This is a genomic window from Schaalia sp. JY-X169 (assembly GCF_014069575.1).
In the GTDB taxonomy this organism is placed as follows: domain Bacteria; phylum Actinomycetota; class Actinomycetes; order Actinomycetales; family Actinomycetaceae; genus Scrofimicrobium.
On the sequence record NZ_CP059675.1, the window covers coordinates 1,662,450 to 1,683,153 of the forward strand.

21 protein-coding genes and 1 tRNA gene are annotated in these 20,704 nt (G+C 59.3%); 16 read left to right on the forward strand and 6 right to left on the reverse strand.

Annotated features, from left to right (window positions below; translation table 11 throughout):
* Positions 1-85 precede the first annotated feature (85 nt).
* Positions 86-1,444 (reverse strand): trigger factor, encoded by a 1,359-nt coding sequence (gene tig / locus H2O65_RS07350; protein ID WP_182141095.1) that lies wholly within the window; start codon positions 1,442-1,444, stop codon positions 86-88.
* Positions 1,445-1,674: 230 nt separating this feature from the next.
* Here tig and H2O65_RS07355 point away from each other — a divergent pair.
* Positions 1,675-1,748, forward strand: a tRNA-Gly gene (locus H2O65_RS07355).
* Between the two features lie 87 nt (positions 1,749-1,835).
* On the opposite strand, the gene H2O65_RS07360 is transcribed toward H2O65_RS07355, so the two are convergent.
* Both H2O65_RS07360 and H2O65_RS07365 read right to left on the reverse strand, forming a co-directional pair.
* The gene (locus H2O65_RS07360) at positions 1,836-3,062 is read right to left on the reverse strand and encodes a site-specific integrase (protein ID WP_182141096.1); all 1,227 of its coding nucleotides are present in this window, start codon (positions 3,060-3,062) and stop codon (positions 1,836-1,838) included.
* The gene (locus H2O65_RS07365) at positions 3,055-3,627 is read right to left on the reverse strand and encodes a helix-turn-helix domain-containing protein (RefSeq protein WP_182141097.1); all 573 of its coding nucleotides are present in this window, start codon (positions 3,625-3,627) and stop codon (positions 3,055-3,057) included. Before H2O65_RS07365 ends, H2O65_RS07360 begins: the two co-directional genes overlap by 8 nt.
* Before the next feature lie 129 nt (positions 3,628-3,756).
* On the opposite strand from H2O65_RS07365, the gene H2O65_RS07370 reads away from it, so the two are divergent.
* The 9 genes from H2O65_RS07370 (at position 3,757) to H2O65_RS07410 (ending at position 10,656) form a co-directional block, all read left to right on the forward strand.
* Positions 3,757-3,951 (forward strand): AlpA family transcriptional regulator, encoded by a 195-nt coding sequence (locus H2O65_RS07370; RefSeq protein WP_182141098.1) that lies wholly within the window; start codon positions 3,757-3,759, stop codon positions 3,949-3,951.
* A 94-nt stretch (positions 3,952-4,045) separates the two neighbouring features.
* Positions 4,046-4,516, forward strand: a complete 471-nt coding sequence (locus H2O65_RS07375) for a hypothetical protein (protein ID WP_182141099.1) — start codon at positions 4,046-4,048, stop codon at positions 4,514-4,516.
* A gap of 3 nt (positions 4,517-4,519) precedes the next feature.
* Positions 4,520-4,945, forward strand: coding sequence for a hypothetical protein (locus H2O65_RS07380; protein ID WP_182141100.1), 426 nt, complete (start codon positions 4,520-4,522; stop codon positions 4,943-4,945).
* Between the two features lie 238 nt (positions 4,946-5,183).
* Positions 5,184-7,430: a bifunctional DNA primase/polymerase gene (locus H2O65_RS07385; RefSeq protein WP_182141101.1), complete on the forward strand. Its 2,247-nt coding sequence runs from the start codon at positions 5,184-5,186 to the stop codon at positions 7,428-7,430.
* The gene (locus tag H2O65_RS10695; protein WP_182141102.1) at positions 7,427-7,753 is read left to right on the forward strand and encodes a WhiB family transcriptional regulator; all 327 of its coding nucleotides are present in this window, start codon (positions 7,427-7,429) and stop codon (positions 7,751-7,753) included. The genes H2O65_RS07385 and H2O65_RS10695 overlap by 4 nt, the downstream gene beginning before the upstream one ends.
* Positions 7,754-7,832: 79 nt before the next feature.
* A complete protein-coding gene (locus tag H2O65_RS07395; protein ID WP_182141103.1) occupies positions 7,833-8,261 on the forward strand; it encodes a hypothetical protein in 429 nt (142 codons plus the stop codon).
* 199 nt (positions 8,262-8,460) lie between these two features.
* The gene (locus H2O65_RS07400) at positions 8,461-9,543 is read left to right on the forward strand and encodes an HD domain-containing protein (RefSeq protein ID WP_182141104.1); all 1,083 of its coding nucleotides are present in this window, start codon (positions 8,461-8,463) and stop codon (positions 9,541-9,543) included.
* 28 nt (positions 9,544-9,571) lie between these two features.
* Positions 9,572-9,874, forward strand: coding sequence for a hypothetical protein (locus H2O65_RS07405; RefSeq protein ID WP_182141105.1), 303 nt, complete (start codon positions 9,572-9,574; stop codon positions 9,872-9,874).
* 26 nt (positions 9,875-9,900) lie between these two features.
* The gene (locus H2O65_RS07410) at positions 9,901-10,656 is read left to right on the forward strand and encodes a hypothetical protein (RefSeq protein ID WP_182141106.1); all 756 of its coding nucleotides are present in this window, start codon (positions 9,901-9,903) and stop codon (positions 10,654-10,656) included.
* A gap of 69 nt (positions 10,657-10,725) precedes the next feature.
* Here H2O65_RS07410 and H2O65_RS07415 read toward each other — a convergent pair whose 3' ends face one another.
* Entirely contained in the window at positions 10,726-11,127 is a 402-nt protein-coding gene (locus H2O65_RS07415; protein ID WP_398396004.1) for a type II toxin-antitoxin system death-on-curing family toxin, read from the reverse strand.
* 8 nt (positions 11,128-11,135) lie between these two features.
* A complete protein-coding gene (locus H2O65_RS07420) occupies positions 11,136-11,720 on the reverse strand; it encodes a Panacea domain-containing protein (protein WP_182141108.1) in 585 nt (194 codons plus the stop codon).
* 540 nt (positions 11,721-12,260) lie between these two features.
* Between H2O65_RS07420 and H2O65_RS07425 the strand changes: the two genes are divergently transcribed.
* The 5 genes from H2O65_RS07425 (at position 12,261) to H2O65_RS07445 (ending at position 18,290) form a co-directional block, all read left to right on the forward strand.
* Positions 12,261-13,505 (forward strand): ROK family transcriptional regulator, encoded by a 1,245-nt coding sequence (locus H2O65_RS07425; RefSeq protein WP_182141109.1) that lies wholly within the window; start codon positions 12,261-12,263, stop codon positions 13,503-13,505.
* A gap of 34 nt (positions 13,506-13,539) precedes the next feature.
* A complete protein-coding gene (locus H2O65_RS07430) occupies positions 13,540-14,910 on the forward strand; it encodes an extracellular solute-binding protein (RefSeq protein WP_182141110.1) in 1,371 nt (456 codons plus the stop codon).
* Positions 14,911-14,989: 79 nt separating this feature from the next.
* A complete protein-coding gene (locus H2O65_RS07435) occupies positions 14,990-15,913 on the forward strand; it encodes a carbohydrate ABC transporter permease (RefSeq protein WP_182141111.1) in 924 nt (307 codons plus the stop codon).
* A complete protein-coding gene (locus H2O65_RS07440) occupies positions 15,910-16,806 on the forward strand; it encodes a carbohydrate ABC transporter permease (RefSeq protein WP_182141112.1) in 897 nt (298 codons plus the stop codon). Before H2O65_RS07435 ends, H2O65_RS07440 begins: the two co-directional genes overlap by 4 nt.
* A complete protein-coding gene (locus H2O65_RS07445) occupies positions 16,803-18,290 on the forward strand; it encodes a glycoside hydrolase family 3 protein (protein ID WP_182141113.1) in 1,488 nt (495 codons plus the stop codon). The genes H2O65_RS07440 and H2O65_RS07445 overlap by 4 nt, the downstream gene beginning before the upstream one ends.
* Here the strand turns inward: H2O65_RS07445 and H2O65_RS07450 are convergent, their stop codons facing one another.
* Positions 18,291-19,553, reverse strand: coding sequence for a CapA family protein (locus tag H2O65_RS07450; protein ID WP_182141114.1), 1,263 nt, complete (start codon positions 19,551-19,553; stop codon positions 18,291-18,293). It abuts the gene before it with no gap.
* A 150-nt stretch (positions 19,554-19,703) separates the two neighbouring features.
* Here H2O65_RS07450 and H2O65_RS07455 point away from each other — a divergent pair, with 150 nt between their 5' ends.
* Positions 19,704-20,609, forward strand: coding sequence for a PRD domain-containing protein (locus H2O65_RS07455; protein ID WP_220458725.1), 906 nt, complete (start codon positions 19,704-19,706; stop codon positions 20,607-20,609).
* The last annotated feature ends 95 nt before the right edge of the window (positions 20,610-20,704 follow it).

A 20,704-nucleotide genomic window follows, 5' to 3' on the forward strand; every position in this document is an offset into this window, starting at 1 on the left:
GATCTTTTCGCTGTTGGCGCACCATAGCAAAGGGCCGCGAAGACCAATGTCCCCGCGACCCTTCGTTGAGCAAACGCCCGGCTCGTTAAGCCTCTTCGTCGGCCTCGTCTGCAATGTCCTCAATGTCGATTGCGAACGTACCCTCTTCTGCCGGGGCTTCCGGAGCTTCCTCCTCAGCCTGGGAAGCATCGGCGGTGAAGGCTGTCATGTCCACGACCTCACCGGAAGCATCCTTGACGACCGTGTCGCCCAGCACCGAAACAAGGGCCTTGGTGCGGGCCAGTTCGGAGTAGAGATTCTGAATCTGCGCCTGGTCCTGCAGCATCGTGCCCAGGTCCATCCCGTAGGTCTGAGCCGTGTGCATCATAAAGTCGATCAGCTCCTGCTGGGAGACCTCAACCTCGCGCCCCTCAACCAGAGTATCCAGGAAGACCTGCTGACGAATATCAGCCTCGATGCGCTCACGGACTGCCGCGCGTGCTTCCTCATCGGTGTCCTCTTCAACCCGGCGGGCCACCTCAGCCTCAAGGACGGCCTCCGGCAGCAGGATCTCGGCCTCGGCAATCAACTGCTCGAGGAGACGATCACGGGCCTGAAGCGCCTGCGCGCCCTTCTTGCCTTCACGGACGGTGTTGACCGTGTCGGCCCGAAGTTCTTCTGCCGTGTCGAACTCAGAGACCATCAGTGCGAAGTCGTCATCTACGTCAGGCAGCTCGCGTTCCTTGACAGCAGTGACCTTGACGTCGATGACCGCCTCGGATCCAGCGAACTCGCCGCCGGCAACCTCAGAGGTGAAACGGATTTCGTCACCAGCGGAAGCACCGCGCAACGCTTCATCCTGGCCCGGAAGCATCGAGCCGGAGCCCAGTTCGTAGGAAACATCAGACAGTGAATCAATCTCTGTCTCCCCAACGTTTGCAACCAGATCCAGTGTCAGGTAGTCGCCATCCTCAGCAGGGCGATCCAGGTTCTTCAAGGTCGCGAAACGGCCCCGAAGAGAGTCAAGCTCTGCATCCACGTCCTCGTCCGAAACCTCAATGTCGTCAACTTCTACGACACGATCGGAAAGGCTGGGCAGTTCAAACTCCGGAACGACGTCCATGTTTGCGGTGAAAACCAAAGCGCCGCCAGGCTCTCCCTCAGTTGCGGGGATTTCCTCAACCTCAATCTCTGGCTGGGCCAGAGGGCGCAACTTGTTCTCGACGATTGCATTGTTCAGCTGCTCAGGGACGACCTGGTTGACCACCTGCTCAATAACGGCGCCGCGACCAAAGCGCTGGTCAATGATGCGTGGAGGGATGTGACCCTTCCTGAAGCCGGGGATGTTCACCTGGCCCGCGATCTCCTTGTATGCCTCTGCCATGAAAGGCTTGAGTTCGTCGTAATCGACCGTAACTGTCAGACGGACCTTGGTCGGCTCGAGATTCTCAACGGTGCTCTTCACGCGTTACACTCCCACGAAATAGATTTTGCACCCGGCCACTTTCGCGAACCGGAATGCGCTGATTCTGGCGAGCAGACATGCTCGCAACCCCGCCAATACTACGGCAGTTTCCCCAATGAAGCCTAAGGACTGCAGCGGGCTGTGGCGCAGGCAACTGGATCGAGGGCGACGCGCGCAGGAGATGCGCGCTATAGTGTTCTGGTTGCAGACGCACGAGTTGCGGATGCGATGCGGGTGTAGCTCAATGGTAGAGCCTCTGCCTTCCAAGCAGATGGTGCGAGTTCGATTCTCGTCACCCGCTCCACTAATAGCCTGTGACCTGGGCGGATGCAAAAGCCGACTTCTTCACCTGACCGTTTCGGGTCCACTTCCACACGTTTTCCACACGTTTTCAGACCAGAGCGTCAAACAAGCGCTGCACCGTGGCCGCCACATCTGGAGCTTCAACATTCCGTTCCGCATAGTGTTTCGCGGTCACTGAAGGCGACGAGTGTCCCAGCGTTGCAGCGGCGGCTTCCATGCCATCGGCCCGGGCAATCGCGGTGGCCGCAGTCTTGCGCAGCAAGTACGGGTAGAAGCCCTCTAGATCCGCTTCCCTCAGCGCCTGGCGCAGCCCGCGCCGGAAGTTGTTGGGCGACATGATCCCACCATCACGGGACGCGAACACTAGGCCGAGCTCGCCAGGATCCTCTTCACCCGCGCGCCGCATGAGCATGTTCGCCACATGCTGGGGAATGTGAACCGTCCTAAAGCCACTCTTCGACTTCGGGAGCGGTTGCCGGTACACCTTGCCCTTATGTCGCGGCGTAATGATCGTCCCAGTGAAGGTGACAGTGGGATCCCCGCCCAGCCGCACATCTTCCCAGCGCACCGCCAACGCCTCGCCAGTGCGACAACCAGCGCCCAGCATGAAATCCAGCACGTCCAGAGTGTTGCGGCCCCGTGGCGGCCCAGAGCGACGCGCTTCCTGCCATGCAGACACCGCTTGCCGGACTTTCATCAACTGGTCGACCGTGAGCGCCTTCGGAGATGCAGCTGAGCTGCTATACGTCGGAGTCTTGTCGACCGGGCTCTGTTCCAGTGCGTCGTGCTGGATCGCGTAGTCAATCATGTGTTTGAGGACCACGCGGGAAAACCTGGCGTTAGACGGTGCTGTCTTCGCCATAGCGTCCAGAGCGGCCGTGATCTTGCCTGTAGTGAGCTCTCGCAGCTCCCAGCCGCCCAGAGACGGCGCTACGTGATCGTTTAGCGCGCTCGCGTAGAGTCCCAGCGTTTGAGGGCGCACTGAGCCCTTCGCAGCGAACACAGACAGCCACGCTTCCCCAAGCTCTGCAACCGTCATTGTGGGATCCAGAGCCCGCCCAGCTTCCTCGAGGTACCTTGCAGCGTTATCGCGAACGCGTGCCTCAGCCTTGCTCTTATGCACATGCCATGCTTCAGCGGTCTTTGTCGTGCCATTAGCGGCCCGGTAGCGCACCGTCGCCCGGTAGATCGTGGGATCTTCGCCCGCAGTGGCGCGCCGGTAGCGTTTCGCCCCGGAAGCCTTCAGGCCGTCTTCCACATAGCCAGCCACGAGGACGTTACTGGTATGACCTTCAGGGAGCTTGGACCTAGCCATGATCCTTCGCTTCCCAGTACCTGATACGGGACTCCATGAACAGAGCTGACCCTCGCATTAGGTCGATTCTGTCCTGGTCCTGCAGCTGGAGAGTAGACAGGTCAAAGTCTGCCGAGTCGCGGGGAGGGCGGTCGCGGGGATCCTTTGCTGGTCGCTCGAGATCCTGGATCTCTTTCTCAAGAGCCGAGAGGCGTTCACCCCATAGGGGCACCATCACGTTTGGTTCCAGTTGCTTCCCCTGAAGCCACCAAGAGATCTCTTGAACGTCCAGGCCCGCGGGAAGGCCAGTAAGTGCCCCTTGTGCTTCCGCGGGGAGGAGGAGGTCGTTCGGATAGGTATCAAGCGCATAGGCAAGGGCCGTAAGCTCGTCTGCGTCTACCCGGCGACGTCCGTTCTCGATGTCGCGAATCGCAGGCACCGCGAGGTGTATCCCGCGGGAAGCCAGCCGGGCGCTCAGATCTTCCTGTGTCAGGCTTAGCCAGCCGCGACGAATAAAAGTATTGTCGCCGACGTTCTTACCCGACGGCCCAATGGGAACAGGCTGCCTCTTCTTACGCTGTGTCATACAGTCCTCACCTCAAAGTTTCTTACATGAACTCTACCAAACTTGACAACCCAAGGCGCCTGTGGGAATGTATTGCTAACTACAGAAAACCTTGTGGTTAGTACTAAAACTTGAAGGGGCGAACTAAGGATGACCGCAACCGCTGAACGGGCAGACCTCGAGCTCAAAGACTTAGCCGAGATCTTGGGAGTGTCCTACACAACCGTCTACCGCATGAAGAACAAGGGAGAGCTACCGCCGCATATCAAAGTGGGTGGCCTGTTCCGCTGGCGTAGAAGCACCGTCGACAACTGGATCGAAGAACAGGAACTAGCCAATGCGTAATCGACTCAAGAAAGGCGAAAGCCCCCGCGCCGACCAAAGCAACAGGGGACTTTCCAGAAAGAGCAATCAACCAGGAGCTGAAAGGCATCTATCTATGAACATCCTACCGGAATCCCAGCCGCATGACGCGAACGCGAACGTCTTGAACGCTGTCATCTCTCGCAACGCTGCCACACTTCTGCAATCATGCAGCGGCAACGTATGGGCCGATCTTGCAGAAGCACTGAGCACTGACGTGGCGGGCCTAGCTGATCTTGTCGCTGGCCGTGAGCGCTGGAGTATCGAAGACGTAGGTGCCTTCGCGGAGTTCTTCGAGATCACCGCCACGGAGCTCGCCGACGCAAACACCAAAGCGAACACTGTGCGCACGTACGCGCCGCTCACTGACTGCGCTCCTGAACACCTGGGCCCGTACGCGGAGTACGGATACGGCGCACTCTGCCACGACGTGGAAATGACCGTGCGAGATGAACTGTTCAGCAGGTTCAACTTCATGCCGCCGGAGCTCTTGGCCCGCGTGATCCACGAGTACGCAGACCGCCACGCCGGGACTTGGGAGGACTAGACCATGAGCCATTGGATGACAGTGCAGCAGATAGCAGTCCCACAGACTTTGGCGGTCCTTGCCCGCCCAGACGTGGAGCTCCGCGTTGATGAGCGGCCCGCCACTTACTTCTGTTGCGAGGAGACAGGCAACGGCCCCTACAAGGTGCTGGGCCGGATCGTGAAGGATCGCAGGCGCACGCGGATCTATGTCCACCAGAACGTGGCAACGAGCGAGCTAGCCTTCCTGACTACAGTCCTCCATAAGTTCGACCAGCGGGACTGGCGTGTTGCTAAGACTGTGGACTTTGACTGGTACAGCAACGGGGAGGAGTACAGGCGCACCCACGTTTGCCGCCCCCTCGACGAGGACGATCTATCAATGGAGGCGTTCGAGATGGTGAGCCTAGTGGCGCCGCAGCAGGACAGGGAGCAGGTGGCCCAGGTATGAGCCGACCAAAGGCCAAGCTGATCAAGTGCAGCAGGTGTAAGCGACGTATGCGCCGTGCCAGCAGCGACTGGCTTGTACAGGTCCAAGAGGATGACAACGCCATCGTTGGCTATACATGTCCTGATTGTGTAGATCCGAAAGAGCGAGCCCGTTCCACGGAATGGCCGCCTGTCATCGTACTCACCCGCAACTCGGGCCGCGGTGCAGAGAGGCACGGCGCTCTGGAGGTTCTCTACTAATGACCACCAAAGACCACGCCGTAGCAGAGGGCAATCACGGCCGCCGCCTGCTGCCCGCCAAGGACCGCCGCAAAGATCCGCGTGCCGGGTTCATGTGGACCAAGGAAGCCACCAACAACCCCGAGACCATAGCGTCCTGGTTCAGTGACGGCGATATCAACTATGGCGTGGCCTGTGGCCTGTCTAACCTTGTCGTGATCGACGAGGACAATTTAGGAGAGCTCACCCGCTTCTGTGAGGATCGTGGCGAGTCCTTGCCGAAGACGCGCACCGTCCGAACACCCCACGGCCGCCACTTCTATTTTCAGCAGCCAAAGAAGCGCATCAAATGTCAGGCCCCCTTCAAGAAGGACGGCTACAAGATCGACGTGCGCGGCGACGGCGGCTATGTCATCGGCCCCGGATCCATCAACACTGAAGGGCAAGAGTATGTGGACGAGGGAGGCGAAATCGCCCCGCTGCCGGGCTTCCTGGCGGAGTACCTGACCAGAGAACCAGAACTGGCGAAGGCCCCACCAGTGGAGCGCGCGCCTGTTCCCAATGCGTCCGATGATAGACCAGGCACCGACTGGGCCAATCAAACGTCTTGGGAGAGCCTTCTAGCCGCCCACGGCTGGCACGTCCACGGCGACAGCGCCACAAGACCGGGCAAGGATCCCAGGGAGGGCGCTAGCGCCACTGTGCACGATGACGGCGGGCTCTATGTGTTTTCGACTGAAGCAGGACTACCCACAGAGCAGCCCCTGTCCAAGCTCTTTGTCTATGCCCACTACAACCACGGTGGCGACATGAGCGCAGCAGCCAGGCATCTAAGAACGCAGGGATACGGGCGCAGCAGTGCCGCCGACGAGTTCAACGTAATCATGGATCTACCCGAGCAGCTTGCTAATGGCTCACAGGGCAAAGCAGACGCCGCGACCACCCCGGAGCAGGAACACCAGGCGAAAGTCCTCGCCCGCGCTGAACAATTGCGCGTCGACCGGGAAGCCCGCGAACACCTAGACGGAGAAAAAACCGCCGGGCTCGAGATCCCCCAGCTAATCCGACTCGACCACTTCCTAGCCCAGCCGGACGAGACAACACCCTGGAGGGTGGAACACGTGTGGCCCGAAGGTGGCCGCATCGTCCTATCCGCCCAACAGAAGACCGGGAAGACCACCACAGTGGGCAACACCATCAGGGCTCTGGTCGACGGTGTGCCCCTCTTTGGGGAGTTCTTCACCAGGCAAGCCGACCGCGTCGCACTCTTAGATCTGGAGCTCTCACCACTCACGCTACGCCGCTGGCTCAGGGACCAGAACATCGAGAACGCCGACAGGCTCGACATCCTCGCGTTGCGTGGAGTGGCATCCCAGTTCGACATTCTGAACCCCTCAGTGCGCACCGCCTGGGCTAAGCACATAGGCGGTGCAGATGTCCTTGTCTTCGACTGTCTACGCCCAGCACTCGACGCCCTCGCGCTCGATGAAAACAAGGATGCTGGCCGATTCCTCGAAGCCCTCGACGAGCTCGCACTCGAAGCCGGGATAACCAACGTTCTCTTAGTGCACCACATGGGCCACACAGGGGAACGATCGAGAGGCGACAGCCGGATCCTCGACTGGCCGGATGCTTCATGGAGGCTCTTGAAAGACCAGGAAAACGAGAATGACTCAGCCGCCCAAGGTAACAGATTCTTCACCGCTCACGGCCGCGACGTAGACGTCCCAAAGAGGTTGCTGGACTACGATCCGATCTCTCGCCACCTCACTATCGGACAGACCCGGACAGCCGCAAAAACAGGTGCCGCACTCGATGCCGTTCTGGAGTATTTGGGATCCAGTTTGCCGACCGCCAAGACAGCACTAGTGCGGCACCTTGCCGAAACTACAGAGCACAGTCGGCAAGCATTGCGAGACGCTATAAGTTCGGGGCTCGGACAGTATCTAATCATCTCTGAACTGGGGGATCGTGGCGCTAAGATCCTGTCAATCTCGGAAGGCGGCAGGAACAGACTAGGCAGTTTGCCGCAGGTTGCCGACAGCTTGCCAAACTCGGACCCTTCAGCTTGCCAGATTGCCGCCCCCTATAAGGGGCGGCAAGGCGGCAAGGTCACTCGAGACGGTAAAGAAAAGGGATCTTCAGAGCCTCTAAATCGTCGCTGCAATCCATGCGGAGAGGTCTATGGACCCCTCGCCTACAACTGCCCCAAATGTGGAGAACCAACCACCGACCCTGAAGGCCGCAGCGGGGACGAGTTCCTATGAGCGGGAGAGCCAGCGGGTCCAAGCAAGCCGCCGACCTCGCCCGCGCCGAAGCACATGCTCAGCTACTCGAGCACCTGGCATGGCTCGAAGAAGACGGCCGCCAAATACCGTGCCGCGGTCCACGCAAAGACCTATGGATCTCTGACCACCCCGCCAGCCACCGGCAAGCCTCTAAAGCTTGCCAAGCCTGTCCAGCTCTCGCACATTGCGCCGCTTATGCCAGTGAGCATGAGACCCACCGGGCGGGCACCTGGGCCGGACTCAAAGGGAAAACCGAACGACCGCCGACAAAGACACCAGCACCGAGGAGGAACGCCGCATGACCACCATCAGCGGAGTGCGTACACGAACGTGCTCGATCCCTAAAAACGCGCGCGCGAGGCGCCGCAGTGAGGTGAGCTCATGAGTCAGTCCCCGACAATCAGGAAGGCTCTTGCTGCCTGGTCGGAGTACCAACGACTACTTCAGAGCATCATTATTCCCAGTGGCACGCCCAAGGAAACCGTGGAAGCAGGGCGGGAGACACGCGAACAGGCTCACGACCAGATTGCCAGGCTCTTATGGAAGCAGCGACGGCAACGTTGGCCGGAGCCTCAAAGTGAACGCTGGGATATGCGAGCAGTCAAACGGCTTTGGCGTGACATTTGTTGGGCCGGGTATCCGAGCCCGCAGACGCTCAACGTTCTGATGAAGCGGGACTTCGATTTGTACGCAGAGGTGCAGCGGGCAACCATGACCATGCAACGCGGCAGACGCTCCAAGGCCCTGTTTGAGGATCCAGCGAAGAAGGCCCGCCTACTGGCCGCTGAAGCCGGGGAGGTAGACCAGTGACCCCGCTCCACTGTGCACGTGCCGACTGCACGAACTCGAGCACCCCAGAAGACCAGGCCGCCTGGATCATCGACCAGGTGAACCAACACATCTGCCCGGACTGCCGGCCGATCCTAGCCCGCCAGAAGGAATTGCCCCGAAAATCGGCGGAGGCTTACCGGCAAAGCAAACACCCGCTACTACGCCGGAGTCGGCAAGCATGAGCGCGATTGAGCAACTCATCACTCACTGGGCGCGCGTACTCCAGGAAGCAGATCCCTGGAGAGCCGGGGAAAGCACACAGCATGGGGCCGACCATGCTGTGAACGTCCTGATACTGGCACTTAAGCTAGCCGAAGCGCTGGCAATTGAAGAGAGCGAACTTGAGACAATCGCGCAGGCAGCGGTGTTCCACGACATCGGATTGCAGGGGCAAGCCGTCGCCATTAGACACGGAGCCCTGGGCGCCACCCGATACCAAGAGTTCTGCGCACAAGGATTCGTAACCCCCTACAATGCCAAAGCAGCCCAGATCATCCGCTACCACTCCATCGATGATGCCGAAGGAATCCGCGCCATACGTGCTAACGGCGGTACTGACGCGGATGTCCGCAACTACTTGATCGTCAAAGATGCCAATAGTCTGGATCGTCTTAGGTTTGGCGATCACCGCCTCGACGTTAGCTATCTGAGGCATCAAGAAGCGCATGCACTGGTACCTTTTGCCCGGATACTCAACAGAGATCTAAAGGCAGCTCGAGCGCGCCAAGTTCTCGAGACCATAGCCACGGCGAACGATTACATCGCGTCCGGCCAGCGGATCCAATGGGCGCCACTGGCCGCACAGACGCCCCGCTACCACTGGCCTGTACTTTTCGCTGAGATCCATGAACATCTATCGATCAAAGACCGCCGATTAGGGCTTGCCGAAGCTTATCCAGTTCGCAGTATCCAAAGGCCGCCAGAGTTCTGGATCCCGATATTTCGGTCAGTGGGACGTTTCGTAGTGAAGGAGGACCGGACCATCGTCCCGATGGAAGATAACCGAACAGCTCGCCGCGGCCAAAAGAAAAGCATCCTCTACCGCGGTGCGAGAGACAGCGAGCGGTCGGGACTCTCTTGGACACCGCGCCTAATTGTTGCCACTCAGTACGCGACCCACTGGAGGGTTGGGGCCAGTCTTTGGGAGACGCGAGCTCCGCAGTCCGCAATCCTCGCATTCTTCAAAAACTCCGCTGAAGCTGTCCTAGACCCAACAGGCCTACAGATCAACCAGCGCCCCATAAGCAAAGCCCCTCGATAAACAACCAACCACAGGAGAAGAAACCATCATGACAATCATCAGCAACACCATCAACAACGTAGCCGAGTACATCGACCTGCTCGAGCGTGCCCGCAACAGCGACGCTCAGCACTACGCAGTCACAAAAGCCCAGCTATCCATCAGAGACCACGCAGCAGCCCCAGAGGGCGACAAGGCGGCCCTGGAGGTAATCAATGCCATGTGGGTGGACTTCGTGACCGTAGCGGCCCGTCCAGAGGCCACAGGCACCCTCACCCCAGGGAGGCACGCCAAGATCCGTGCAGTAAGCCCCGAGCTCGCCACAGCGGTGCAGTCCCGGGTCCGGAAGTAACCAACCAATCAGGAGAAAGAAGCACTATGACTATCACAGCACCAACAGCGATCAGCTCGACACTTCGAGACCTCGAGACATACAAGGCGCTCACAGAGAAAGCCCAGGCCGCCAGAGTCGACCCGAATGCTTCAGCAGAGTATCGGGAATCCCAGTACGCGAAGTACCGCGACCAGGCTCGAGCACTCGCCAGCGAGAACTCAGAGACCAGCCACTACCTCTCGACTACCCAGACCCGTTACGATCGTGAGCGCGCCAAGATTGACGGGATCCTGCAAGCCGACCCCGCGCGCGTGCAAATGGCCTGGGCCGCTATGCAACCGCTCAAAGACACCGGCATGACCTACACCCAGCTCGCAGCCGCAGCAACCACACCAGAAGCCCTGGGAGCCTTGCAGGTGTTCGCACCGCCAGCAATCCAAGCGCGGTTGAAAGCTCTGGAGAGCGGGCATCTAGGCATCCCGGACAGGGACGCAGAGACAGCGATCCTGAACGAAGAGCTAAGCAAACTCACCGCCGCGATTGACAGAGCAGCGGGCAACGTCGGCATTGACAACGCGGGGATCTTCGCAGCAACCCAGGAGCTCTCAGAGGCCAAAGCAACCAACGCGCTGTGGAAGTCCCTAGCGGATCTTGGGGCAGTCACTATCGCCGTCACAGTGCAAGCAACTCAGGTCAGTGACGAGCTCGCCCAGGCTATTGTCGACGTCGCCAAGCATGGCACCGGCATGGATCACGCAGTAGCGGCTCACTACGCCCGCCAAGAAGCCGCACTAGAGTAAACATGACTGTTTCGTTGTTGTGCCCGCCTAGCCGCTCTGGTTAGGCGGGCACAACTGTGATGAGACCAGTTACTTGAGCTTCACGAGGTGAGAAGCGAGCCAAGCAGAGTAGCCTTCTTCGGAGAGACTGTGATCGATAAGTGACAGTACCTGCCGTTCTGACTCGTCCGGACCAATGTTCTCGAGATCCCACTCGTAACCTTGGATGAAGAAAAGCCCCATCATCCAAGCTGTTCGTTTATTTCCCTGAGCAAAGGGATGAGAACCTGCTATGCCACTGGTGAGGACCGCCGCGCGGAGTGTCACAGAGCCATACAGCAGGTCTCCACCCCAAGTCTCTAAGGGGCGACCCACCGCTCCCAGCAGGAGCCCAGGTTCTCTGACGAAATGAGGTTCGCCGGTCAAGGAGCATAACTGCTGGTTGAATTCCGTTGCCGTTTGGGCAAGCTTGTCTGCACTGAAGCGAAACACCGATCGACTCAAGCCCCTAGACGCTCGAGAAGATCACTCCATTTCGCGGACTCGCGTCGGAAAAAATCAGCACCAGGCTCTCGTTTTGGAGCCACTACTGAAGCCTTGATCCGGATAGCTTCAGCTGAAGGAACCGACAAGAAGTAACGCATCATGCTTTGCAAAGACATCTCTCTCGAGCAGTGAGCCCCGACGGCCAAATCCCCGCGTGCCTCAAGCCACGGCGATTCCAAATGAGTTGCGTCTGCCAACTCCTTGCCGCCTTTTCGGCGGAAGCGGTCGACGACGGTAGTGATGATTTCGACGTCTTGATCGCTCAGTACACCTGTTTTTGCGTTAGAAATCTTCCGGTTCCCGCAGTACTTCATATCCTCGCGCACAGCCGGATACACCGGGCCATCTTTGTATGCTTGTGGTGAGGACTCAATCATGGGATCGCCGGTCAGCGCCAGCGACCATCCCTGCACGTAGTAGAGCAGCTTCTGCATCTTCATAATTTGAGCAGAGGGGTCTAGCTCCTGGATCAGTCGCGCAGCAGCGAAGAGCTTGGATTCGTTCTGAGCCCCATTTTGGGTGTTCTGAGTGACAGTCATTGCGCCTCCTTTTGCTCTCGTTGACAGCAGTCTACGCATGGGTACCGGCTAGTACTAGGACATTTCGGCCTTCGTCGCTAGTCCGCAATGTTGCGCAGTGCTTTGCTCTGTTGCGCGTTGACTCCCACCAGCGCGTTTGTGGAAATAATCGGCGACAGCCTTGCGTCCGTAGTGACACGACACTCACTGCTTGTCTTGTCCACCCTGTTTCTTCTAGTTTCGCCTACTTCTTGGTCGCACCTTCCACACGCTTTCCACACGCTTTCAATGGTAAAGCGTGGCGAACCGTGCCTATCGTCGGATATAGCGACCGTGCCGTTATCCCTGGTAAACGTTGTTTATGCCTAACTGTGCTTCCACACGCTTATGGTTGAAATCGAGTCGATCTGCAAGCAGATGGTGCGAGTTCGATTCTCGTCACCCGCTCCACTTCATGTTCATACAGCCTGCTTCACGGCTCAAGGTAACAGTTCGGTCACAGCCCAAAAATCTGCACCCACATCTCTTGCATTTCTTTAGTTAGTAAACTTTACTAACTATATGCAGCGAAGCACATACGAGCCCTCAGCGGCCAGCGCCAAGGGAACATCCCCGCAGGTCGCAACTGGCGACAACGAGGGGGCATCCCCGCAAGTCGCAACCGATGCCATGGCAACAGCGCAGTCCCCCCGGGTCCTTCCCGACTCCTGGCGCGTTTCCTTCTCCACTGGCAAGACCAAGTCCCTCCCAGCCGAGGCCAGAACCCGCAACCTCGCGCTTGTTCTGCAAACCATTTACGCCGATGGTCCCCTCAGCCGGGCAGACCTAGCCCGCGCCACCCACCTCACCAAGGTGACGATCTCAGACCTGGTAGCGCGGCTGATGGGCGACGGCCTCGTCCAGGAGGTCGGCGCGGACCAATACCTCCGCCCAGGCAAGCCCGCGGTCCTCCTCGACCTCGTCAAAGACGCATTCGCTGTCGGCTGCCTCGACCTCTCAGACGGCAACACCTTCAAAGCCGCGCTCTTCGACCTCAACTTTACAGAGCTCAAGCGCATTTCCGTTTCCCGGGTTGGCAAGCGTGGCACCGACGCCCTTGAGGCCGCCCTCGATCTGGCCACAGAACTGGTGAAAGCCTCAACTCTGCCGGTGATTGGACTCGGGGTTGGCAGCCCCGGCGTGGTTAGCGCCGACGGGATGGTGCGCACATCGATGAGCCTGGGTTGGACCGACATTCCACTGGCCTCCCTCATTGAAGAACGCACGGGCATCCCCACCATCGTTGAGAATGACGCAAATGCCGCAACCATCGCGGAAAGCGCGGCGCGGCAAGATAACGAAGACCTGCTGTTCGTCTCGGTTTGGTCGGGCATTGGGGCCGGCCTCGTCCTCGACGGCGGGCTTCTGCGGGGCCAGAGTTTCGCCTCGGGCGAGATTGGGCGTCTCACAGTCGGCCCTGGTGACACCTCACTGGAGGAATGGATTTCCCTTCCCGCCCTCGACCACCGCCTCGGTGAGTCCGAGGACGCAGACGCGGTCTTCACAGCTGCGGGCGAACACCTCGCAGTCGCCCTCGCCCCAATAGTCGCCATGCTGAACCTGACCACGGTGGTCCTCAACGGGCCAGATGACATAGTCACCGGCCCCTTTATAGAAGCCACCAACCAGAGCCTTCGAGCACGAACCATGAGCTTCTCGAACGAAGGTCTCCAGGTCGCCCCCTCCCAACTTGGCACCGACGTGGTGCTGCTGGGGTGTGCATGGCTGGCCCTCAACCGATTCCTCGAAAACCACAACAACCGCTAGATGCACAGAGATTGCAACACTGAAAGGAAGCACAATGAAACGCAGGGCCCTAGGTCTAGTGGCTGCGGGTGTCGCCGCCATGACCGCGCTAGCAGCCTGTGGGGGGACCCCCGCAGAAACCCCGTCGAGCAGTACGGATTCTGGCAGCGAAAGCTCCGATAGCGCCGGGAAGGAAATCACCCTGTGGCTGATCGGCGGGGACACTCCCGATGAGCTGCGGGACTACCTCAAGAGTGAGTTCAACACTGCCACTGGAGCAACGCTGACCATCGAGGAGCAGGGCTGGGGTGACATCATCACCAAGTTGACGGCAGCCATGCCCGACCCGGCCAACACTCCGGACGTCACCGAAATCGGCAACACACAGTCGCCAACTTTTACCAATGTCGGTGCGTTCCTAGACATCACCGATATGTATGAGGAGCTCGGTGGCTCCGACCTTCTCCAGTCCTTCGTCGATGTCGGCAAGGTCGGCGACCAGAACTTCACACTCCCCTACTACTTCGGTTCGCGCTACATGTTCTACCGCAAGGACATCTGGGCAGCCGCAGGCCAGGAGGTGCCAACAACACTTGACGAGTTCAACAAGGCGGTAGTTGCCATCACAGAGGCGAACCCGAACAACATCACTGATTTCTCAGGATTCTTCCTGGGCGGCCAGGACTGGCGTGACGGGATCTCCTGGATCTTTGCTAATGACGGCAACATTGCAGTGGACGAGGGCGGAACGTGGAAGGCAACGCTGGACAGCCCTGAAACACTGAAGGGCTTGGAGCAGCTCCAGGACCTCTACCGCAATGCGTCGCGAGCACCCAACGACATGAAGGATGCCAACCAGTACCAGTTCATCAATGACACTGATGAGGTCAAGGATGGCGACGGCAATACCACCGACACCATCACTGTCGCAGCAGCAACGATCATGGCTCCGGGATGGGCACACTGGTCCATCGGCGACCTCGTCGAAAATGACGAGGGCGAAATGGTTCGCGAATGGAACGACGACGTCTTTGGCACCTTCGTTCTACCGGGCAACGATGGCAAACCTGCCCCGGTTTTCGCGGGTGGTTCCAACATTGGCATTTCGGCTCAAACTCAGGAGCCAGAACTTGCTAAAGAACTCATGAAGATCATCTTCTCTGAGGAGTACCAGACCATGCTGGGCCAGAACGGCCTCGGCCCTGGCAACAGCAAGTTCGTTGATTCCCTCGGTGACGACCAGTTCGCCCAGGCCCTCATCGCCTCGGCTTCCAACTCGAAGCTCACCCCCGCAGCCCCGGGTTGGGCAGCAGTTGAGTCAGCCAACGTGATGGAGGAGTTCTTCTCAAAGATTCGCGATGCAGAGGACCTGAACGCCCTCGCCCTCGAATACAACGAGAAGCTTGACGCCCTTCTCAACGAGTAGTGCGCCGGTGGGGTGACGAGCAGCCTCGCGTCGCCCCACCACTCCCGTCGACCAAAGTGAAACAGACGAAGAGAAGAAGATGACCGCACAGTCAACCACAGGCCAGGAGCAACGGCGCACCCCCCTGCTCCAACGGCTCAAGCTCGGACCCTACCTGCTGATCACGCCGGCGATACTGGTCATCCTGTTGGCCCTGGGTTATCCACTGGTGTGGCAGTTTGTCACGTCCTTGCAGAAGTATGGACGTGCCCAGGTCTTTGGACAGCCACCAGAGTTCGTTGGCCTCCAGAACTACGTTGATCTGTTTACCGACTCCTACATGTGGGTTGTAGTGGGACGGTCTGTTGCCTTCTGCCTCATCGTTGCAGCAGCCACCATGTTTGTCGGGGTCCTCATCGCCCTGTTGATGCGGTCGGCTCCCAAGTGGGTGCGCCTCTGTATTCAGATTTCCCTGCTCCTCGCCTGGGCCATGCCGGTTGTGGCGGCTATGACTATTTGGTCATGGCTCTTCGACTGGAGGCGCGGCCTAGTGAACTGGGTTCTTGGAACCTCGGGACACAACTGGCTAGAAAATCCGCTCTCCTTCTTCATGGTTGCAGGCATCATCGTGATCTGGATGAGCGTCCCCTTCGTTGCCTTCTCCGTCTATGCCGGCCTCACCCAGGTGCCCAACGAGGTGTTGGAAGCCGCCGCGATGGATGGTGCCTCACCACTCCAGCAAATGTGGAGCATCATCATGCCGATGATCAAACCTGTCCTCGGCATCGTCTTCCTGCTACAGATCATCTGGGATCTGCGCGTGTTCACGCAGATTTACATGCTGCAGGGCCAAGGTTCCAATCCCTCGGAAACCAATCTGCTCGGCACCTACATCTACCAACTCGGCGTAGGCCGCGGGGACTTCGGGACCGCAAGCGCCGTGTCGATCTTCGTCCTCGGCCTCACCGTGCTGCTCAGTTGGGGTTACGTCCGTTACCTGATGAAAGAGGAGTCCGACGCATGACCACCACGACCGTCACCGCCAGCCCGCGCCGCAATCGTCGTGTCAAACCCGCCAAAGTACTGTGGGGGATTCTTGGCATACTGGTCGCTTTGGTGTGGGTTTTTCCGGTCTACTGGATGGTGAATTCCGCCTTCCTCCCCGCAGTTGTCTTGGAGCGCACCGTTCCAACCCTGACCCCGTTCGGCGGCTCGTGGAAGAATTTTGTCTCGGTCCTCTCGAGGGGATCCTTTCAGCAGGCGCTAGGCATTTCAGTCGCCGTCGCCCTCGTGACTGTCACCGTTTGCCTTATCTTTGCTTTTCTTGCGGCTCTTGCCATCAGTCGCTTTAGATTCCGAGGACGTAAATCGTTCATCCTCGCGGTACTGCTGATTCAGATGCTCCCCGCCGAAGGCCTCTTTATCGCCCAGTACCGCCTGGTGAAGTCGCTGGGTGAGAACGTCAGCCCCGTGATCGGCCTGAACTCGATTCTCGGGCTGTCGCTCATCTACACGGCCGCGGTCATTCCATTTACCATCTGGATGCTGCGCGGCTTCGTGGCTGGTATTCCTGTTGACCTTGAGGAAGCGGCCATGGTTGACGGTCTGAGCCGAACGCAAGCATTCCTGCGCATTACCTTCCCTCTTCTCGCTCCCGGCCTCGTCGCATCGGGCGTCTACGCTTTCCTGCAGGCCTGGAATGAGTTCACCGTCGCCCTCATCATCATGCAGAAGGAGTCGATGGCGACCCTTCCCCTGTGGCTGCGTGGCTTCCTGACGTCCTCGGCATCGCGACAGACCGACTGGGGTGAGGTTATGGCGGCAAGCACGCTGGTCGCGGTGCCCGTGATCATCTTCTTCCTGTTGGTCCAAGGTCGCATGACTTCCGGCCTCGTCTCTGGCGCCGTGAAGGGATGAGTACGGCGGCGGCCGAGGATCGCGAACTACGCCGTCTGGCCCTGTCGGTCCTCATGCCCGGTCTACCAGGAACGGTGGTTCCCAACTGGCTGGGGCGCTACTTCGAACAGGGACTGGCGTCAATCTGCCTCTACGGGGAGAACGTGGTCTCGCCCGACCAGTTGGCGGAGTTCGTCACTGAGATCCGGAATATCCGACCGGATGTGGTCATAGCGATCGATGAAGAGGGTGGCGATGTCACCCGCATCCACTACCGTGAAGGATCGCCATATCCGGGCAATGCCGTCCTCGGACGTCTTGATGACGAGGACGTAACGCGCAATACTGCGGCCCATGTCGGTTGGTCACTGCGCAAGCTTGGCATCAATCTGGCTTTAGCCCCTGATGTCGATGTCAACTCGAACTCGGACAATCCGGTCATCGGCACCCGTTCTTTCGGGGCGGACCCCGATCTGGTTGCCCGTCACGCGGTGGCGTGGGTGCAGGGTCTGCAGAGTCAGGGCGTGGCAGCCTGCGCGAAACACTTCCCGGGACACGGGGACACCTCGGTGGACTCTCATCTCGGTCTCCCCCGTCTTGACGTTTCTATGAGAACGCTTCAGAGCCGGGAACTCATTCCCTTCCAAGCGGTTGCGAATGGCGGAGTTGCCGCGGTGATGACGTCTCACATCTGCGTGCCAACCCTTGATCCGAGTGTGGCTGCCACCTATTCGCGCAAGATCCTCCAGGAGCTGCTCCGGGAGCAAATCGGGTTCGAGGGCGTGGTAATCAGTGATGCCCTGGATATGCAGGGTGCCGGTGACGAGGGCGGAATACCCGCTGGATCGGTCCGCGCACTGGTCGCCGGCTGCGACCTCCTCTGCCTCGGCCCGCACTGCTCCCCAGACCTGTTGGAGCAGTGTGTTGAGTCAATCATCGGCTCAGTTGAGGACGGTCGGCTCCAGCGGGACAGGCTGGGGAGTGCCTCGCTGCGGGTTGGCAAACTCGGCCATTCGTTCGCTATCGACGGCAAAGAGAATCCTGGCCCGCAACCACCTCTTCCGCCACCGGGAGTTGTGTCAACGGCATTCGCGGGACTCGAAGAAGCTCGCGAATGGTTAAAGGTGCACCCCGACTTCGTGGTTGCGCGAGTTGAAACCCAAGTGTCAATGGCTGTCGGCCACGTTCCCTGGGGCCCATTCTCTCCGACTTCAGAGGCTGCCAACGACGCTGTTCGGGCGCGTTTTGCTGAGCCGATTCTCCTCAGTCCCGCGGCTCTCCCTGATGATGCCCCGACCAAGTTGCCGCTAGTAGTCGTTGGCCGTCTGCTACACCGTGATCCTGAAGTTGGTGAAGCACTTCGGCGCTGGTCCGATAGTGGCACGCAGATTCTGCTGGTGGAAATGGGGTGGCCTGGTGATCGCAATCCACCGTTCCCCCAGCTGTCGACCTATGGTGCTTCCAAGACGGTTGGTGAAGCGCTGCTTGACGCCCTCTCAAGTTAGTCACGAACTGCGCTGAATCACGGTGGTGGTGTGTCCCTCATTCGAGGGCGGAGCAGCAACTTCGGTGGCAGGGCCTCCTTCAAGAATCTGCTGCATCAGCGAGTACCGGTACGCCATCTCATCCGCGGGCAAGACCGCCCCTTCCGCTAGCCCGCCGATCAGCGGCCGCACCACGTGGCCTGCATCGACCGTGACTGCCAACCACTCCGCAGAGACGACCCGCGCAGGCTCGCCTTCGTCCTTGACTCCATGAAAGATACCGAACATGCCGGTCGACGACTCGGTTGAGCCCGTGGCGTCCCGAGTTTGGTTGGAGATGAAGTTACCCATTCCGTATGCCACCCACATCCCGTTTCCGTTGGGACCACCCTCGAGCAGCGCCATGGGACGAGGCACGTGAGCATGGTGAGCGACATAGATGTCGACGAGGCCGGATGCTGCCAACGCCGCCGCTGTCTCCTCTTGAAATGGCTCGGCAGCGGTGTTGTACTCCGCCTCGCAACAATGCAGTGTGGCAACGACGATATCGGCCCCATCTGCGCGGGCCTGTCGCGCGCGCTCCTCGATAACTGGGATGTCGATCATTTGGATCGCCCATGGAGCCTCTTCGGGGATCGGAAGACCGTTCGTATTGTGAGCAGCCGCAATGTGGGCGACGGTGACCTTCTGCCCGTTACCTTCGATGGTGTACAACTGTGGCTGCTGTGCTTCCTCTGCTGTTCGTGCTGTCCCGACGTGTCCGAGTCCAGCCGCCTCCAGGAAGTCAATTGTGTTCACAACCCCTGCGAAGCCTTGGTCCAGAGAATGGTTGGACGAGGTCGAGCAGCCGTCCCACCCGGTCGCCGCCATGGAGTCCGCTAGATCACGTGGCGTCCCAAAGATTGGGTAGCCCGAGGGTGCCTGGTCGCGTGGAACCATGGCCGTCTCCATGTTGCACAGCGCAATATCTGAACCTGCAATGAAGGGCGCAACAGGCTCCATCAGTCGGCTGAAGTCCCAACTTTCCCCATTCCATGCCGAATCCGCCACCGGCATGTGGATCAACATGTCACCACCCGCAGAGATCGTGAAGTCCAATGGCTCGAGCGGCGCCGGCTCCTGGGCCTCGCTCTGAGGGGCCGGTTGCGCTTCTTGCTGTGATTGTTCGGGCTCGCTGCCTTCAACCACCAGGATCGGCTGTTCCCAGGGCTTCAGGACCGCAAGCACAACCGCGAGGACAATAATCAGAACGACGCTCGCAACCATCGCGAACCTCGCGGTCATGGTTCTTCCAGGGGACGGACGTTGGTTTCGAGCGTGTCTTGGTTCCATTTTCCCTCCGTTTGCCAGCGATCATCCTATCTAACACCGTCTTGAAATACTTAGAAATCTCGGGAGGGCTCTGGGCATACCTAGCGTACCTATACTGAATCGGTGACCTTGCATGAACCACCCGCTGACACTCAGGGGCTAAACCTCTGCTCCCTGGCGCCCGCCGTGCACCAGGTTCTCAACAACAACGTTGTCGTAATCCTTGACGATTCCGGCGTCGAGAGGGTTCTCATGGGGCGCGGCCTGGGGTTCAAAGTACGTCCCAAGGATTTGGTTGATGTCGACAAGGTAGAGAAAACATTTGTGCTGGAACGCGGTGAGAAGGGTGAGTCTCAACGCCTCCTCCTCCAGGATGCACCCTATGAAGTCCTCTCTGCGGCAACGGCTGGGGTTGGCGCCGCAGAGAAGTGCATGGGTCGCAGTCTCGGTCGATCGATCACCCTTGCCGTCATAGACCACCTCCAGTACCTCCTCGAACGCATGGATAAAGGGCTGACCATATCCACATCGGCGATGCCCGAGCTGCGGGTTATTCACCCGGAAGAGTCACGGGCAGGTGTGGCGATGATTCAGGCCGTCTCCCAAGTACTCGGCAGGGAGCTACCCGAGGACGAGGGCGTCTTCCTCACCATGCACATTCTCAACGCCACGCGAGATGAGCCGGGTCGCAACAGTGCGCTCCTGTTCTCACGCGTCCACCAGGTTGTGTCCACGATTGAAGAGTCCCTGACTGACCGCGGCTCACCTGGCCTTGACCATTCCTCCATGGACTACGCCCGGTTTGTTCTGCACATCAAGTTCCTCATCCAACGGGTCCTCGAGGGAACAATGCTGCGCGGCAACCACTCGGCGATGTACGAGGTCGCCAGTAATTCCTATCCTGGGTCGCACGCCCTCGCGCTAGAAGTGAAGGGAATGGTGGCATCCAAGTGGGAGGTAGAGCTAACCGATGAGGAGCTGCTCTACCTGATCGTCCACATCGAACGCCTCTCAACCACGACCGAATAACCGTGGCACAGTTCACCCGATACGGTACGCTGTTGCTGTGTTAGATTCTTCGTGTGAGTCCAACCAGTCTTGGTTGAGATAAACAGTTCTTCAAG